At 74.1% G+C, this 17,471-nt stretch carries 12 protein-coding genes; 9 read left to right on the top strand and 3 right to left on the bottom strand.

Annotated features, from left to right (window positions below; all coding sequences use genetic code 11):
* The first annotated feature begins 127 nt into the window (after positions 1-127).
* From AB0K25_RS10190 to AB0K25_RS10160, 7 genes are all read left to right on the top strand, one after another.
* Entirely contained in the window at positions 128-382 is a 255-nt protein-coding gene (locus AB0K25_RS10190; RefSeq protein ID WP_208568308.1) for a glutaredoxin family protein, read from the top strand.
* A 293-nt stretch (positions 383-675) separates the two neighbouring features.
* A complete protein-coding gene (locus AB0K25_RS10185) occupies positions 676-1,446 on the top strand; it encodes a redox-sensing transcriptional repressor Rex (RefSeq protein WP_208568307.1) in 771 nt (256 codons plus the stop codon).
* Complete coding sequence (locus tag AB0K25_RS10180) at positions 1,443-2,828, top strand: glutamyl-tRNA reductase (protein WP_363819622.1); 1,386 nt, start codon at positions 1,443-1,445, stop codon at positions 2,826-2,828. The genes AB0K25_RS10185 and AB0K25_RS10180 overlap by 4 nt, the downstream gene beginning before the upstream one ends.
* The gene (gene hemC, locus AB0K25_RS10175; RefSeq protein ID WP_219464865.1) at positions 2,825-3,793 is read left to right on the top strand and encodes a hydroxymethylbilane synthase; all 969 of its coding nucleotides are present in this window, start codon (positions 2,825-2,827) and stop codon (positions 3,791-3,793) included. The genes AB0K25_RS10180 and hemC overlap by 4 nt, the downstream gene beginning before the upstream one ends.
* Complete coding sequence (locus tag AB0K25_RS10170; protein ID WP_219464863.1) at positions 3,790-5,370, top strand: uroporphyrinogen-III synthase; 1,581 nt, start codon at positions 3,790-3,792, stop codon at positions 5,368-5,370. Before hemC ends, AB0K25_RS10170 begins: the two co-directional genes overlap by 4 nt.
* A gap of 19 nt (positions 5,371-5,389) precedes the next feature.
* On the top strand, positions 5,390-6,373 hold the full coding sequence (hemB, locus tag AB0K25_RS10165) for a porphobilinogen synthase (RefSeq protein ID WP_363819618.1): 984 nt from the start codon (positions 5,390-5,392) through the stop codon (positions 6,371-6,373).
* Between the two features lie 1,177 nt (positions 6,374-7,550).
* Complete coding sequence (locus AB0K25_RS10160; protein WP_307799405.1) at positions 7,551-7,988, top strand: helix-turn-helix transcriptional regulator; 438 nt, start codon at positions 7,551-7,553, stop codon at positions 7,986-7,988.
* 56 nt (positions 7,989-8,044) lie between these two features.
* Here the strand turns inward: AB0K25_RS10160 and AB0K25_RS10155 are convergent, their stop codons facing one another.
* From AB0K25_RS10155 to AB0K25_RS10145, 3 genes are all read right to left on the bottom strand, one after another.
* Positions 8,045-11,317, bottom strand: a complete 3,273-nt coding sequence (locus tag AB0K25_RS10155; protein ID WP_357538044.1) for a lamin tail domain-containing protein — start codon at positions 11,315-11,317, stop codon at positions 8,045-8,047.
* Positions 11,318-11,457: 140 nt separating this feature from the next.
* Positions 11,458-12,474, bottom strand: a complete 1,017-nt coding sequence (locus AB0K25_RS10150) for a GNAT family N-acetyltransferase (RefSeq protein WP_208568329.1) — start codon at positions 12,472-12,474, stop codon at positions 11,458-11,460.
* Between the two features lie 72 nt (positions 12,475-12,546).
* On the bottom strand, positions 12,547-13,932 hold the full coding sequence (locus tag AB0K25_RS10145) for a lytic murein transglycosylase (protein WP_357538042.1): 1,386 nt from the start codon (positions 13,930-13,932) through the stop codon (positions 12,547-12,549).
* Between the two features lie 56 nt (positions 13,933-13,988).
* On the opposite strand from AB0K25_RS10145, the gene AB0K25_RS10140 reads away from it, so the two are divergent.
* Positions 13,989-14,216: a zinc ribbon domain-containing protein gene (locus AB0K25_RS10140; protein ID WP_208568300.1), complete on the top strand. Its 228-nt coding sequence runs from the start codon at positions 13,989-13,991 to the stop codon at positions 14,214-14,216.
* Positions 14,217-14,403: 187 nt separating this feature from the next.
* Complete coding sequence (locus AB0K25_RS10135) at positions 14,404-17,280, top strand: adenylate/guanylate cyclase domain-containing protein (protein WP_357538040.1); 2,877 nt, start codon at positions 14,404-14,406, stop codon at positions 17,278-17,280.
* Positions 17,281-17,471 lie beyond the last annotated feature (191 nt).

Genomic DNA, 17,471 nt, shown 5'->3' with positions numbered 1-17,471 from the left:
ACGGGCGAGACTGGGCGGGCGTGCCCGGCGCGTGTCGCCGGGCATCCGGCACCCGTGCGCACCGGTCCGTGCACCGCGCGCATCCCCGTCGCGGCCGAGTTCGGCCGCCCCGTACCCGGAGGTCCCGATGTCCACTGCCGCCCGGCTCGCCCTGATCACCCGACCCGGTTGTCACCTGTGCGAGGACGCCAAGGCCGCCCTGGAGCGGGTGGTGGCGGTCACCGGCGACCGGTGGGTCGAGAAGGACGTGACCGGCGACGTCGAGCTGGAGCGCGAGTACGGCGACCGGCTGCCGGTGGTGCTGCTCGACGGCAAGGAGCACGGGTACTGGCGGGTGGAGGAGGAGCGGTTGCTCAAGGATCTGACCACTCCCCAGCTCTAGGGTGGCGCGGATCACGGTGGGTCAGCAGTCGCGCGCGATTGGTGAGGGAAGTCGGGATTGCGTAATAATCGCGCGGCGGCACCCTTGGCGTGCCGGATCGATCTTGCGGGATGGGGGAGCTGGTGGAGGAGTGCCGCGATTCAGCAAGATCGCGATTTGTGCACGTCTTCACAAGCGCCTACTCTGTAGTTTCGACGCGCCCTGCTAGCACGGCCGGCTCACCCGGCCACCGGCGGGGGTCCCCCAACGGGCGGGCACCGGAGCCGGCCGAGGATCGCACCGCACGGAGTCTCATGAGTCAGCACCGTCACCCTGGCGTGCCCGGCCGCGCCGGTGCCGTACCGGCGCTCCCGGACCTCCCGGAGGCGACCGTCGCGCGGCTCCCCGAGTATCTCCGCGCCCTGCACAACCTCGCCGACGCCGGCCACGAGACGGTCTCCAGCGAGGGCCTGGCCGGGGCGGCCGGAGTCAACTCCGCCAAGCTCCGCAAGGACCTCTCCCACCTCGGCTCGTACGGCACCCGGGGCGTCGGCTACGACGTCGCCCTGCTGATCGACCAGATCGAGTTCGTGCTCGGGCTCACCCAACGGCGGGCCGTCGCCCTGGTCGGGGTGGGTAATCTCGGTCACGCCCTGGCCGGCTACGCCGGCTTCGCCGGACGGGGCTTCCGGATCGCGGCCCTCTTCGACGCCGACACGTCCCGGGTCGGCGAGATGATCAACGGGTTGGTCGTCCGGCACGTCGACGAGCTGCCCCGGGTCGCCGCCGAGGAGGCCATCTCGATCGGCGTGATCGCCACCCCGGCCCCGGCCGCCCAGGCGGTGGCCGAGCAACTGGTCGCCGTCGGCGTCACGAGCATCCTCAACTTCGCGCCGTGCGTACTCTCGGTGCCGGACGGGGTCGACGTGCGCAAGGTCGACCTCGCCATCGAGCTGCAGATCCTGTCCTTCCACGAGCACCGCAAGGCGTCGCTGACCGCGCTGCCCGCCACCGGCGGCTCCGCCCTCACCGCCCTGCCCGGCGGGCTCACGACCCCCGACACCCAGGAGGCGATCGGCACGTGAAGCTGCTCGTCGTCGGCGCGTCCTACCGCACCGCTCCCGTGGCTACCCTGGAGCAGTTGGCAGTCGCCCCCGCCGACCTCACCCGCACCCTGGACCGCCTGGTCGCCCAGCCGTACGTCGCCGAGGCGGTGCTCGTCTCCACCTGCAACCGGGTGGAGGTCTACGCCGCCGTGTCCGGTTTCCACGGCGGCCTGGGCGACATCTGCGCGGTCCTCGCCGAGCAGGCCGGCGCCCCACCCGCCGCGTTCGCCAACCACCTCTACGTGCACTACGACGCCGCCGCCGTCGACCACGTCTTCCGGGTCGCCGCCGGACTGGACTCGATGGTCGTGGGCGAGGCGCAGATCCTCGGCCAGCTCCGCGACGCCTACCACTGGGCCTCCGGCGCGGACACCGCCGGGCGGCTGCTGCACGAGCTGATGCAGCAGGCGCTGCGGGTCGGCAAACGGGCCCACGCCGAGACCAACATCGACCGGGCCGGGCAGAGCGTCGTCACCGCCGCCCTGGACCTCACCGCCGAGCTGCTCGACGGTGGCCTCACCGGCCGGCCGGCCCTGGTGGTCGGCGCGGGTGCGATGGGCGCGCTGAGCGTGGCGACGCTGTCCCGCCGGGACGCCGGCCCGCTCACCGTCACCAACCGGGGCGTCGACCGGGCGGTCCGGTTGGCCGAGTCGTACGGGGCGAACGCCGTCCCGATCGCCGGACTCGTCCCCGCGCTCTCCACAGTGGACATCGTAGTGGCCGCCACCGCGGCCACCGAACCGGTCCTCACCGTCGACGTGGTGACCGGTGCGCTCGCCCGCCGCGACCCCGACCGGGGGCCGCTGGTCCTGCTCGACCTCGCCGTCCCCCGCGACGTCGCACCCGAGGTGGCCGGGCTGCCCGGCGTCGAGGTGATCGACATCGACCGGATGGCCACCCTGCTCGCCGACGGCCCGGCCGCCGCCGACGCCGCCGAGGTCGGCCGGATCGTGGCCACCGAGGTCGAGGCGTTCCTGAGCTGGCTGCGCGGCGCCGACGTGGCACCCACCGTGGCCGCCCTGCGCGGACGCGCCGACGACGTGGTGACCGCCGAGCTGCGTCGGCTCACCCAGCGTCGCCCGGACTTCAGCGACGAGCAGCGCGCCGAGGTCGCCCGGACCGTGCACCGGGTGGTGCAGCGGCTGCTGCACCAGCCCACCGTCAAGGTCCGCCAGCTCGCCGCCGAACCGGGTGGCGACCAGTACGCCGCGCTGCTGCGCGAGCTGTTCGACCTGCAGGTGCCGCAGACCTCGCCGGTCGACTCGGTGCCCGACGTGGTCGAGACCGGCCATGGATCGTTCGAGGTCGCCGACGTGCCGACGACCGACTCCGACCAGCCGCCCACCGGAGGTGAGCGATGAGTACCCCCCTGCGCCTCGGCACCCGGGGCAGCGCCCTGGCGATGGCCCAGTCCGGCCACGTCGCCGAGGCGATCACCGCGGCGACCGGCCGCGCCGTCGAGCTGGTCGAGGTGGTCACCGCCGGGGACCGGTCGTCCGCGCCGGTGCAGCGCCTCGGCGTCGGCGTCTTCGTCTCGGCGCTGCGCGACGCGTTGACCGCCCGCACCATCGACCTCGCCGTGCACTCCTACAAGGATCTACCCACCGCCGAGGCGAGTGGGCTGCACGTCGCGGCGGTGCCGCCCCGGCAGGACCCGCGTGACGCGCTGGTCGCCACCGGTGGTCGTACCCTCGCGGAGCTGCCGCCCGGGGCTGTGGTCGGCACCGGCGCGCTGCGCCGCATCGCCCAGCTGCACGCCCTCGGCCTGCAACTGGAGGTCACCCCGATCCGGGGCAACGTCGACACCCGGCTCGGCCGGGTGCTCGGCCCGGACGCCGACCTCGACGCGGTCGTGCTGGCCCGGGCCGGGCTGGCCCGGCTCGGCCGGACCGACGTGATCACCGAAACGCTCGACCCGATGCTGATGCTGCCCGCGCCCGCCCAGGGCGCGCTGGCCGTGGAGTGCCGGGCCGACGACTCCGACCTGGTCGAGCTGCTCGCCGTGCTCGACCACGCACCGTCGCGGGCCGCGGTCGTCGCGGAACGGGCGCTGCTGGCCACCCTGGAGGCCGGGTGCTCCGCCCCGGTCGCCGCCTACGCCGAACTCGCCGAAGGTGAGAACGGTGACGAGATTTACCTGCGCGGGGCGGTGATCAGCCCGGACGGTTCCCGAGACCTCCGGCTGTCCCGCACCGGAACGCCCGCCGACGCGGCGGAGATCGGCAAGGCACTCGCCGCCGAACTCCTCGAACTCGGCGCCGACTCGATCCTCGGCCACGAAGGAAGCACCGGCCCGGGGACCCAGCAATTTGGGAGCACAGAATGACCCGCACCCGTAAGCCCGTCGGCCGCATCGCGTTCGTCGGCGCCGGACCCGGTGACCCGGGCCTACTGACCCGCCGGGCCCACGACGCCCTGACCGACGCCGACCAGGTGGTGTACGACCGGGGAGTCCCCGAGTCGCTGCTCGACGTCGTGCGCGCCCAGGCCCGGGCCGACGCCCAGTTCAGCCCCGCCGAGGGCGTACCGGGCGACGTGGCGAAGATGCTCATCAGCGCGGCCCGCTCCGGGCTCAACGCGGTGCACCTGGTCGCCGGTGACCCGTTCGGCCACGACTCGGTGGTCAAGGAGGTGCAGGCCGTCGCGCGGACCGCCGCGCACTTCGAGGTGGTGCCGGGCGTCGGCCAGGCCGAGGGCGTCGCCACCTACGCCGGGGTGCCGTTGCCCGGGGTACGCACCGCCGCAGACGTCGAGGACGTCGGCACGCTGGACTTCGACGCGCTCGCCGCCGCCGTCGCCCGGGGCTCGCTGGCCCTGGCGGTCGACGCCGGTGACCTGGCCGCGGTGCGCGACGGCCTGCTGGCCGCGGGGGTGGACGGCACCACCGGGGTCGGGGTGACCGGCGACGGCACCGGCGAGACGCAGTACACCACCACGTCGAGCGTGGACTCGTTCGTCGCGGCGGCGCTCGGCTTCACCGGCCGGGTGGTGCTCACCGTCGGCGAGGGCGTCGGCCAGCGGGACCGGCTGAGCTGGTGGGAGAACCGCCCGCTGTACGGCTGGAAGGTGCTGGTCCCCCGGACGAAGGAGCAGGCCGGGGCGATGAGCGCCCGGCTGCGCGCGTACGGGGCGATCCCGTGCGAGGTGCCGACGATCGCGGTCGAGCCGCCGCGTACCCCGGCCCAGATGGAGCGGGCGGTCAAGGGGCTGGTCGACGGCCGGTACGCCTGGGTGATCTTCACCTCGGTGAACGCGGTCCGGGCCGTCTGGGAGAAGTTCGCCGAGCACGGACTGGACGCCCGGCACTTCGGCGGCGTCAAGATCGCCTGTATCGGTGAGGCCACCGCCGACGCGGTGCGCGCCTTCGGCATCCAGCCGGAGCTGGTGCCCGCCGGGGAGCAGTCCTCCGAAGGGCTGCTGGCCGAGTTCTCCCCGCACGACGAGATCCTCGACCCGGTCGGCCGGGTGCTGCTGCCGCGCGCCGACATCGCCACCGAGACGCTCGCCGCTGGGCTCACCGAGCGCGGCTGGGAGGTCGACGACGTGACCGCGTACCGGACGGTCCGGGCCGCCCCGCCGCCCGCCGAGATCCGGGACGCGATCAAGTCGGGCGGGTTCGACGCAGTGCTCTTCACGTCCTCCTCCACGGTGCGCAACCTCGTCGGTATCGCCGGGAAGCCGCACGCGCGTACCGTTGTTGCCGTCATCGGGCCCAAGACGGCGGAGACCGCGACGGAGTTCGGCCTGCGGGTCGACGTGCAGCCGCCGCACGCCTCGGTGCCCGACCTGGTCGAGGCGCTCGCCGCCTACGCCGTCGAACTGCGCGAGAAGCTCGCCGCCATGCCGGCGAAGCAGCGTCGGGGTTCGAAGGTGCAGGGGCCGACCGCGCTCAGGTTCCGCTAGCCGTACTGGGAGGCCCCTCATGCCGTACCCCGAGATCCGGCCCCGCCGGCTGCGCCGTAACGCGGCCGTGCGGCGGCTGGTCTCCGAGACCCGCGTCGACCCGGCCGAGCTGGTCGTGCCGATGTTCGTCAAGGAGGGGCTGACCGGGCCACGGGCCATCGCGTCGCTCCCGGGGGTGCTCCAGCACTCCCGGGACTCGCTGCGCAAGGCGGCCGTGGAGGCGGTCCAGGCCGGGGTCGGCGGGATCATGCTGTTCGGGGTGCCCGAGCGACGGGACCCGACCGGTTCCGGCGGCATTGACCCGAACGGCATCCTGAACGTCGCGATCCGCGACGTGGTGGCCGAGGTCGGCGACGCCACCGTGGTGATGAGTGACCTGTGTCTGGACGAGTTCACCTCGCACGGGCACTGCGGGCTGCTCACCCCCGACGGCGGGGTGGACAACGACGCGACCCTGGCCGCGTACGCCGAGATGGCGGTGGCCCAGGCGGACGCCGGGGTCGGCATGGTCGGCCCGTCCGGGATGATGGACGGCCAGGTGGGCGTGGTCCGCCGGGCCCTCGACGCCGCCGGTCACGCCGACGTGGCGGTGCTGGCGTACGCGGCGAAGTACGCCTCCGCCTTCTACGGCCCGTTCCGCGACGCCGTCGAGTCGGCGCTCGACGGCGACCGGCGCACCTACCAGCAGGACCCGGCCAACCTGCGGGAGTCCCTGCGCGAGGTCGAGCTGGACGTGGCCGAGGGCGCCGACCTGGTGATGGTGAAGCCCGCGCTGCCCTACCTCGACGTGGTGGCGGCGGTCCGGGCCGCCGTGGACGTCCCGGTCGCCGCCTACCAGGTCTCCGGCGAGTACGCGATGGTCGAGGCGGCTGCCGCGAACGGGTGGATCGACCGCGAGCGGGTGATGCTGGAGACGCTCACCTCGATCCGGCGGGCCGGCGCGCAGGTCATCCTCACCTACTGGGCGGTGGAAGCCGCGACGCTGCTCCGTCAGCGTTACTGACTCCCGGGGCGGCTTGGTCCGTGCCGCGAGCGTCGTGGCCCACCCTCGTCGGCGTCCCCCGCCCCCGGTCCGCCCTCCGTGCCCTGCCCTGGCCTCTGGGCTTGTGGCCCTCGTTCCTTGCTCCGGCCCCCGTTCCTTGACCTGGCCCCCTGTTTCCTGCCCTGGCTCCTCGTTCCCTGCCCTGACCTCTGGGCTTGTGGCCCCCGTTCCTTGCTCCGGCCCCCGTTCCTTGACCTGGCCTCCCGTTCCCTGATCTGGCCCCTCGTTCCTTGACCTGGGGCCTCCCGGTCCTCGCCACGGCACCCGGTCCCGCTCTCCTGACCCGGTCCCCGCTCCGGCCTCGACCCCGGTCCACACCCCGCCCCGTCCGGGATCCGGCCCTCGGCCCAAGGTCCCCGGCCCAAGGTCCCCCGCCCTGCCGTCGGTGAGCTGCTGTCGCTGGCGATGCTGGGTCTAAATTCGGCGGCACCGTCCGGTCGGCGGGCAGCCGTCTTGATTACTCTCCGCGTTTTCTGGCCTCCCTCCACCTACCCTCATTCGCGCACTTTGCTCTGCTGCCATCCGCGCGACGCTCGCTCTGGGTGCCTGTCGCGGATGGGGCAGCAGAGCAAAGCGTCGGTGGGGCAGTGGGGCGGGGTGGAGAGGGGTTAGACGTTCTTGCTGTTCACGGTGTTCTGATGGATCTTGGGGGGGCGGTGGGGTCGTCCAGGCTTGCGTTACCCAAAGTAATTGAGGCGATGAGGCGACCGAGTAACCCAGCGTGATCGGAAGGGGTCTGTGGAGGATGCGGGTTTTCCACAGGTCGCGGAGTTGTCCACAGGTGACGACGGCGGGGTTGCGGCAGGGCCTGGCCGGGCGCGACGGTGGCGCCATGACCGACCCCGCACTGCCGCCCGAACCCGCTGCCCATCCCACCTCGGGCTCTGGCCCGGCTTCGGCGTCCCACCCCGTCCTGGGCTCCGCTCCGGCCCCGTCCGCTCCGGCCCCGTCCGCTCCGGCCCCGTCCGCTCCGGCGCCGTCCGCTCCGGCGTCGCCCGCTCCGGCCCCGTCCGCTCCGGCTCTTGCAGCTCCGTCCGCCCCGGCTGCGGCCCCCTCTCCCGCTCCGGAGGGGAAAGGGGACGAGCCGCCGACCTTCCTCAGCAGGCCGTTCGACCTGCCCTGGCCGGCGGCGGGCATCGTGCGGGCGGTCCGGCGGCGTGCCGACGCGAGTCAACGGGAACTGGCCCGCTGGGCGGGGGTGCACCACGGCACGGTCGGGCGGATCGAGGCGGGTGCGCTCACCCCGAGCATCGCCCTGCTACGCCGGATCATCGCGGCGGCCGGCTTCCGGCTGGCCGTGGTCGACGAGTTCGGCCGGGTGCTCACCCCGATGCGGGACCGCGACGACACCCGGGACGGTGCCGAGCGCCGCTACCCGTCGCACCTCGACACGATTCTCGACCCTGAACCGGGGGAGTGGTGGGCGGACGTCTACGGGCTCGCCCGACCGCCGGAGACGTTCCGCCGTAACCGGGCCGTCCGGGACGCGATGCGACGCCGGAGCCAGTGGGAGGTGCGGGTGGCGAAGTACCGCAACGTGCCACCGCCGCCCCGCGTGGTGCGCCCACAATGGTGACGGCCCGCCGATCCGGCGGGAAGCCGGACCGACGGGCCGTCGGAGGTGCGCAACCGTCAGTCGTCGTCGGTGATGGTGCCCGTCGCCAGCAGATCGGCGAACCGCAGGTTCAACGGGCCGGCCACCGCGAACGCGATCTTCTCGTCCGCCTCCCGTTTCCGGTCACCGCGCACGGTCACCGGGAACGCCAGCGAGGTCTGCCCGGCGGGCAGGGTCCGGCAGCCGACGTACGGGGTGAAGTCCAGCACGACCGTCGCGGTCAGCCCCACCGTGGCGGCGCAGAGCGTGGTCGGCTGGGACAGCGGACGGGACACGGTGACCTGGAACGTCATCGTGCTGCCACCCTGGTCGCCCTCCACCACGGTGGCGTCGGCCACCCGCAGCGACGGCTGGCTGCGGAACCGGGCCACCTGCGGGTCGTGGTCGCTGGCCCCCCGGGTGCCGTCCCCGGTGAACTCCGCCGGCCAGTCCGCGTTGACGTGCGCCGCCCGGATCTGCACCAGGTCGGCGTGCAGCGCGTCGTTGACGAACAGGTTGTCCAACGTCTGCGCCGCCCCCTGGAAGCTGTACGAGTACGCCGCCGACGGTACGTCGGCCACCAGGTCGTCCCAGAGGTTGTGCAGGCCGGCCCGGTAGAGCGGCCCGAGCTGGTCCGACGGGGTCGGGTTCGCGCCGGTCGCGATCGGGTCGTCCGGGCGGGGGAAGACGTTCAGGTCCCCGCCGTACACCACCCGGGCGTCCGGGTCGGCCGCCTCGATCGCGGTGACGATCGCCGCGCCGTACGCGGCCTGCTCGGTGCGCTGCCCGACCCGGCTGTCCGGCCCGGACGAGTAGTGGTTGCTCAGCGCGTACAGCAGGTAGGACTCCGAGCCGCCGGGCGTCGACTTCACCACGAACTTGCCCAGCTGCGGGGCCCGGGTGAAGACGTTGTTGCCGTCCTTGCCCGTCGAGGTGTCGGTGTCGGCCGGCAGCACCGCGTTGAGCGCCTTCGGGTTCTGCACGTCCGCGTTGGACGCCAGCCCCGCCGACCGGTACTGCACCGTGGGCGCGGAACCCAGCAGCGGATCGGTGGCGGTCGCCCCGGCCAGCGACAACCGGTCCGTGCGGTACAGGAACGCCGAGGTGATGCCCCGGGCGTCCGCGCCGGTGCGGTCGTACGCCGCCGCGTAGGCGGGACCACCGGCGGCCCGGATCGCCAGCGCCAGATCCTGGAGGGTGTCCGGTGCGCCGTCGGCGTTGTCGGTGGTGCCGCAGACCAGGCTGGTGCCGGAGACCGAGCAGATGTCCTGGTCCTCGGCCTCCTGCACCAGGATCAGATCCGGGGCGTGCAGGTCGGTGCGGATCTGCGCGGCAAGCTCCGACAGGTGCTCCCGGTAGTCGGCCTCGCCCGCCGGCACGTAGTCGAACGGCGGGGACACCCCCGGGCAGCCCGCGTTGCCGGTGAAGTCGCAGCCGTCGAACGGGTCGTCGCGGAAGTCGTACAGGTTCTCCACGTTGTAGGTCGCCACCGCGACCTCCCGGGCCCGGTCCGCCGGGCGCGGCGGGTTGTTCGTCGCCGGGTCCACCCCGGCGGTCAGGGCCAGCGACTCCGGCTGCACGCTGAACTTGCTGAAGCCGTACGACACCGCACCGAACGCGTCGGCGGTGAGGGTGTCGAAGGTACGCGCGGGCGGGAGCAGCGCCGTCGAGTCACCGGCGGTGGCCTTCACGCCGCCACCGCCGAGCAGGATGCGCTGCCCGTTGCCGTTGTCGAAGAGCTGCCCCGGCACGTCGTCCAGCGGGTGGGCGTCCCGGAAGACCCGGCGGGCGTACGGGTCGGCCCGCTTCAGCAGCGGATCCGCCCGGTCCACCACCCACACCTCGGAGTCGGCGGTGGAGCCGAACACGTCCCGGGGGCCGGTGACGCCGGAGCCGCTGCGGACCCGCAGGCGGGCCCCCTCGTGCCGCTCCCAGAACCGGTCGGCCGCCGAAGCGTCGGCCGGCGGGACCGCGTCGTCCACCGTCACGGCGGTGTTCGCGTCGAGTCCGGTGTCGAGCCGGCGGACCAGCGAGGCACCGGAGAGCTGGGTCTGGTCGAAATACTCCGACACCCGGCCGCGCAGCACCACCTCGTCGCCGACGGTCGGCGCGTAGCCGCCGATCAGCGTGGTGAACGCGCCCATGAAGACGAAGATCCCGTCCGAGCTGAGCGGGTCGCCGTCCTCGGTGCCGGTGCGGCTCTGCAGGTAGAAGCCGTACTGGTCGGCGCCGGCCGAGGTGCGGGTCAGCGACTTCTGGGTGATCACGCCCCGCACGTCGTACAGCAGCGGGCTGGTGCCGGTGCCGGAGGGCGGGGCGAGCGGCGACCGGTCGGTGCGCGGGTTCTCGTCGTCGCGGGTCGGGCCCTGCACCTGGCCCACCGACAGCACCCCGTTGGCCTGCACGGTGAGCGGGCAGGTGGCGGTGCCGCCGTCGGCGTCCGTCGCGGTCACGGTGACCGTGTAGGTGCCGGCGGGCAGGCCGGTGGCGGTCACCGTCGCGGTCGCCGTGCCCCCCGGCGCGGTCGCCGGGGTGAACGCGGTACGGCTGATCGAGCCGCTCGCCGGGGCCGGGGTGACCGCGGTGACCGCCAGGTCGACGATCGTGTCGTCCGGGTCGGTGCCGGTCACCTCCCGGGTGCCGGTCGCGCCGGCCTCGATGGTCAACGTCCCGCCGCAGGTCAGCACGGCCGGCTGATCCACCGGGCCGCCGCCGTCGAGGGTGTGCGCGCCCAGCCCGTCGAAGGTGTCGGTGGCGAACCCGGCCCACTGGGCGGCCGGGTCGAACGCGTCCGACGGGTCGGTGTCCCCGCTGGACACCGCAGGCAGCCGGCGCAGCGTGTTGTCGGCGGTGCTGGTCAGCCCGCTGCCCCACTCGCTGCCCGGGTCGACGCCCACCTGCCCGATCGCGTCGAGCACGACGGCACCCCGACGCAGCACGATCGCGTCGTCGCCGTTGAACAGGCTCGCGCCGGTGGTCTGGTCGGCCTGGGCGAGGATCGCCGGCCCGGCCGAGGCGGCGGCGAAGACGAAGACGTCCCCGGCGGCGACGGTACCGGTGAGGGCGATGGTGGTGGCCGTGGTGGCCCCGTTGAAATAGAGCTGGAGCTGGTAGCCACCGGCGGTCAGGTCGACCGCCGCGCCGGTGCCGTTGTACAGCTCGATCGCCTTGTTGTTGGACGAGCCTTCGACGTACTCGGAGATGAACAGGTCGGTGGGCGCGGCGGTGGCCGCAGTGGGAGCGACGCCGAGCACCGGTACGGCGACGACGGCGACGGTGGCGAGCGCGGCGAATCTGCGGCGCAGGCGCATGGGGCCTCCACGATGGGTGGACGGGAACCAACGCACGTTAAGGTGCGTCGCTGTCCGCCGTCCATCCCCCCGGGGGCGATGTGGTGAATTCGCGACAGTGCCGCCCGACGCCCTCGATCGGACGCCGCCGGCCGCCCTGCTCAGCGCTGGGCGTCGAGCCGGTGCACCAGTTCGGCGACGTCCACGCTGTATTCGCACCAGTCCCGGTCGGCCTGGTAGCCCAACTCGGCGTTGACCTTCAGCATCGCCTCGTTGGCCTGGGCGTTCCAGGTCTGCACCTCGGTCAGCTCCGGCTCGGCGGACCGCAGCTCCAGCAGCATCCGCGCCTTGATCGCCCGGTCGATGCCGTAGCCCTGGTGGTCACGCACCACGATGGTGTCGTACTGGTCGGCGCGGGTGGGGTGCTGGACCGGCACCACCACCTCGGTCAGGCCGGCCACCGTGCCGGTGCGCTCCTGGAGGGCCAGCACGATGTACGGCTTCATGCCCCGGCGGTGCAGCGTGTCGAGGCTGTCCCGCAGCCGCTGCGGATCGTACGAGCTGGGGCGCAGTTCGCCGTCGTCGACGTCGCGCACCTCGGCCTTGGCCCGCGCGTACGCCTCGATCAGGTCGTCGGACGGCCCACCCGGGTAGAACTCCAGGTGGTAACCCGGGTCGACGCCGGCCGCCATCTCGGTGAGCGCCGTCCAGTCGACCGTGCCCAGGTCGAGCACGCTGCGGGTCTCGACGTACTCGCGGGTGAAGCCCAGCGACGAGTAGAAGCCGATCGCGGGGGTGTCCCCGACGACCTCGACCCCGATCGACTGGAAGCCCTCCTGGTAGACCCGTCGGGCGGCGGTGCGCACCAACTCCCGGCCGAGCCCGCTGCGGCGCACCGCCGGGTGCACCAGGACCTCCAGCACGCCGATGTCCCCGAGCAGCAGCACGTGCACGTGCCCGAGGATGGTGCCGTGGCCGCCTCCGGCCGGCGGATCGTCCTCCGCCACCCAGGAGATGCGTCGTTCGCCGGGCATCACCTCGGAGAGGTACTCCCGCAGGGAATCCTCCCGCCAGGGCGGGTCCTGCGGGAGATCGGCGGCGAGGACCGCGTTCAGCGTGTCCAGTACGGAGCCGATCTCGGCGGACGACGCGGTTCGGGGATCCCACTCGCGCACCATCACGCGTCTAGCTTGCCGTCAACGGCTCTTCGGGGGAAGTGTCCGGTCCGCCAATGTATGCGAACGATCACCTCACGTACGGCTTGCGCGCCCGTACTCGTGGGCCTTGTCGAAGACGTCCTGTGCGTACCGGCGGACGTCGTTGTAGGAGAGGATGGCCCCCCACCAGTCGCCGGGGATGGTCATGTTCCGGCCGCCCTGGCACAGGTAGTTGCCGGCGGCGAGCGCGGTGTCGTCCAGGTCGTGCGGGTCCTTGCGGCCGTCGTTGTCGGCGTCCGCCCCGACCTGCTCCCAGGTGGTGGGGATGAACTGCATCGGTCCGATCGCCCGGTCGTAGACGGTGTCCCGGTCGAACAGCCCGCCGTCGGTGTCCCGGATCAGGGACCGCCCGCCCTTGCCGTCGAGCGGATCACCGATGATCTCCGGTACGGCCCGGCCGTCCGGTCCGAGCGTCGCGCCGTTGGCCTGCCCGTGCCGGGACTCCACGTAGCCGATCGCGGCGAGTGTGGTCCAGCTCAGCCGGCAGCTCGGGTTCGTCCGGGCGAGCACCAGCTCGGCGTAGCCGTACGCCTGCATGGCGATCGGGGAGACGGCCACCTTGGTGCCGGTGACCCGGGCCCAGTCACCCAGCGCGTCGGCGGGCCGGCCGGCGGCGGTGGGGGCGACCGGTCCGGTCGGCGCGACCCCGCCCGGTGGGAAGCCGGCCGGCGGCAGGGAGGGGACGCCTCCGCCCGGGAGCACCGGGATCCCGGTGGTCGTGGCGACCGACGGCAACCCGGAGCCGGTGGTGGCGGGGTCGTCCACCGCCACCGGTCGGGGTGCCCGGACCGCGCCCGGCACCACCACCGCGCCGACGGCGGCGGTCGCCGCGACCAGCGCGAACAGGAACAGGGCGGGCAACGTCAGCCGGCCGCTGGGACGACGGGACCAGGCCCGGGTGGCCCGGGTCGCGGCGCCCACCGCCTGCCGTGGTGGCGGCAGGCGGACGGCGTGCGCGAACGGGATCCGCCGCCGCCGACCCGCCACCGCACCGCCACCCGCCGGCGGCTGCGTACCCGGCGTGGCCTCGTCGCCCCCGTCGCCCTTCGCGGCCGACCCGCCCTCGTCACCGGGACCGGTCTTCGCGGCCGGTTCGGCGTCGGTCTTCACGGCCGGTTCGGGTGTGCCGTCGGTGCCGGTCGTCGGGGCCGACTCCGACCCGGGCGTCGTCGGCTCCGACCCGGGCGTCGTCGGCTGCGATTCGGGCGTCGTCGGCTGCGGCCGGACCTCGGGGGTCCGGGGTTGAGCGGCGGCGTCGGCCGTCGGGGAGGCGGGGGCCGTAGGGGCCGGCGTGGACGAGGGGGCCCGGTGGGGTCGGCGGGGCCGGGGGATCCAGCCGCGCCGCGGAGCGGGGGGTACGTCCTCGGGTGGGGTCGCCGCCCGCAGGGGCCGTACCGTCGAATCTTCGCCGCTCACCACTGTTTGAGTATCACCCATGTCGGCCAGGGAGTCAGGTCCGGCCGTAGGGTGGGGGCATGCCCCGGTACGAGTTCCGCTGCCGCGCCTGCGGCGACACCTTCGAGGTCAACCGGCCGATGGCCGAGGCCGGTGCGCCGGCCGACTGCCCCCAGGGGCATGCCGACACGGTCAAGCTCCTGTCCACCGTGGCGGTCACCGGCCGTGGTGGCGGCTCCGGCGCCGGTGGCGCCCCTGCGGGTCCCGCCTCCGGTGGCGGTTGTTGCGGGGGCGGCTGCGGCTGCTGACCGGATCGTCCGGTGACCGGACCGGCTGGTGACCGGGTCGGAAACGACCCGATGTAACGGTGTGGCGCGTCGGTGCGCCAGGGTCAGTGACCCCCTTGGGTCCGATATCGCCCAACCGTTCTCACGATGCGTGACCGGTTGACCATAGGGCAGCATGAACCCCGACGTCAGGGCGGAGGTGCCACGAATGTCGCCACGGATCCACCTCCCGAGCGGTTGGGTGACCTTCGTGTTCACCGACATCGAGGGTTCCACCCGGCTGGCCCAACTGCTCGGGTCGGACTATCGCCCGGTGCTCTGGGAGCACCGTCGCCTGCTGCGCGACACGCTGGCCGAGACCGACGGCGCGGAGCTGCTGACCGAGGGGGACTCGTTCTTCCTCGCCTTCCCGGACGCGTCGGCGGCGCTGACCGCCTGCCTGACCGCGCAGCGGGCGTTGTCCACCCACGAGTGGCCCAACCCGGAGGCAGCCCCGAAGGTACGGATGGGACTGCACACCGGCTACGCGGAACCCCGCGACGGCGAGTACGCCAGCCCCGAGGTGCACCGGGCCGCCCGGGTGGCCGCCGCCGCGCACGGTGGGCAGGTGCTCTGCTCGGCGTCGACCGCGCGGCTGGCCGAACCGCTGCCCACCGGGGCCACCCTGATCGACCTGGGCCTGCACCGGCTCCGGGGCTTCGACGACCGGGAACGGCTGTTCCAACTCGTCGCGCCGGGGCTCGGGCGGCAGTTCCCCCGCCCGCGTACCGCCGAGGCGTTGGCGCACAACCTGCCCACCCAGGTCACCTCGTTCGTCGGCCGGGAGACCGAACGGGTCGAGCTGGATCTGCTGATCCGTCGGCACCGGCTGGTCACCGTGGTCGGTGCGGGTGGCGCCGGCAAGACCCGGCTCGCCGTCGAGGTGGCGTCCGGCCAGGTGGAGGCGTACCCGGACGGGGTGTGGTTCGTCGACATCGCCACGGTCACCGACCCGGGGCTGGTGGCGTTCGCGATCGCCGCCGTGCTCGGGGCCCGTCCGGAACCGGGCCGCCCGATCCTGGACACCCTGGTCGAGTACGCGGCCGTCCGGCGGATGCTGGTGGTCCTCGACACCTGTGACGCCCAGCCGGCGGCCTGTGCCGAGGTGATCTCCCGGCTGCTCGCCGGTGGCAGCGGACTGCGGGTGCTGGCCACCAGTCGGGAGGCGTTCGGCCTGCTCGGTGAGGTGGTGTGGCGGATTCCGCCGCTGGCGGTCGACCCGCAGCCGGGGCGTACCGAGAGCGACGCGGTGGCGTTGCTGCTGGACCGGACGGCGGCGGCCCGGGGCGGTCGCCCGCCGGAGTGGACGGAGGCCGCCGACCTGCGCCGGGTGGTGCAGCGGCTGGATGGGCTGCCGTTGGCGATCGAGTTGGCCGCGGCCCGGCTGCGGGTGCTCTCCGCCGGTCAGTTGGCCGCCCGGCTGGACGACATGCTGGGCACTCTCGACGCCGGGCGGGACGCCCCGGAGCCACCCGCCGAGCGGGGTTGGGCGGGCAACCAGCAGGACACCGTGGACCTGGTCGCAGCAGCCTCCGGGCAGACGCCGCCGAGCCCTGCGCACCGGGCGGTGCAGCGTTCCGCCACCGAGCGGCACCTCACCATGCAGGCCACGGTCACCTGGTCGTACCGGACGTTGGGGCCCCGGTCCGCCCGGTTGCTGCGCTGGTTGGCGGTCTTCGCCGGGCCGGTGGACCTGGCCACGGTGGAGTGGCTGTTCGCCGACGACCCGCTCGATCCGCTGTCGGTGCTGGTGGACAAGTCGATGGTGCTGGCCGAGCCGCACGCCTCCGGCAGCACCTACCGGATGCTCGACCCGATCCGGGCGTACGCGGCGCGTCGGCTGGTCGAGACCGGCGAGGAGCAGGCTGCCCGGGACCGGCACGTGGCCTGGGCCCAGCACGCGCTGCACCGGGCCCACCTCGGGGCGGACGGCCGGCCGGTCACCCTGTCGCTGTACGCGGTGGACCCGCTGGCCCGTGAGTTGCGGGCGGCGCTGCGCTGGTCGGCCACCGGGGGCAGTGCGCGGGCCGGGCTGCTGCTGGCCGGTGGGCTGGACCAGTGGTGGCGGGAGCGGGGGCTGTCCCGGGAGGCCCGGCTGTGGCTGTTCCGGCTGTACGGGCGGATCGCCGAGACCGGGGAGGCGATCCCCGAGGCGGAGCTGGCGGCGGCGTACCACCTGCACTCGCTGCACGCCGGTGCGGACGGCGAGTTCGCCGAGGAGCTGCGGTTCTCGCAGCGGGCGGAGGCGGCGGCCCGGCAGGCCGGTGACGCGGGGCTGCTGGCCCGGGTGCTCGCCGGGCGGGCCGCGCCGCTGGTCGACATGGGGCAGTTCGCCGAGGCGGAGCGGGTCTGCCGGGAGGTCATCGACTGGGCGGGCGAGTTGGAGGTCAGCGGGGACGCCCTGCTGGCCGTCTACAACCTGGCGGAGCTGCTGTGGCGGCGGGGTGCGTTGGCGGAGGCGGCGGAGCTGCTCGGGGCGGCCCGCCCGGCGGAGGCGGCCCGGCCGGTGGAGCGGGGCTACCGGTCGGTGGACATGCTGCTGGGCATGGTGGCGTTGGCCCGGCACGACCTGGTGGCCGCGCACGACCACCTGTTGGTGGCGCTGCGGGCCCGGATGGGGCACGGCTACCACGGGCGGGCCTGCGACACGGTGAACGCGGTGGCGGTGCGGTGTGCGCTGGGCGGGGAGCCGGTGACGGCGGCCCGGTTGTTCGGCGCGGCCCAGGCCACCCGGGCCCGGTTGCGGGGCACTCCGGGCATCTTCGCCACGTACTGGCAGGAGCGGCAGGTCGAGCTGCGGCGCACCCTCGGCGACGCGGCCTTCGACGCGGCCTACGGCGAGGGCGGCGAGTTGGGTCTGGAGGAGGCGGCGGCGTTGGCGTTCGCCGTGGAGCACCCGGATCTGGCGGCGGACTCGGTCCGGTTCCGGGCGACCGGTGTGGTGACGCCGCGACCGACCGGCACGGCCACCCCCCGGCCGGCCGGCGCGGTCACCCCTCGACCGCTGGCCCGCCGCGATGCGGAACGTCGGGAGGAGTGGGCCTGACCCGCCGCGCCGTCCGACGGGCGCGGCGGCGATCCGGCGGACATGAGCGCGGCGCACAGACCGACCGGTGGGCGTGGGCGTCCGGCGGCGCGGGCCGCGCCGCCCGCCGCCCCGCGGGCCGGGGGGGGGGCGGGGGAGGGGGGGAGGGCGTGGGGGTGGGGTAGGGTGGGGGGGTTGTTGTTTTTTTAGCG

The sequence above is a fragment of the Micromonospora sp. NPDC049257 genome (assembly GCF_040678915.1).
Taxonomy (GTDB): domain Bacteria; phylum Actinomycetota; class Actinomycetes; order Mycobacteriales; family Micromonosporaceae; genus Micromonospora; species Micromonospora antibiotica.
The sequence above is the reverse complement of the archived record's forward strand: the minus strand, read 5'-3'. Positions and strand labels throughout refer to the sequence as shown.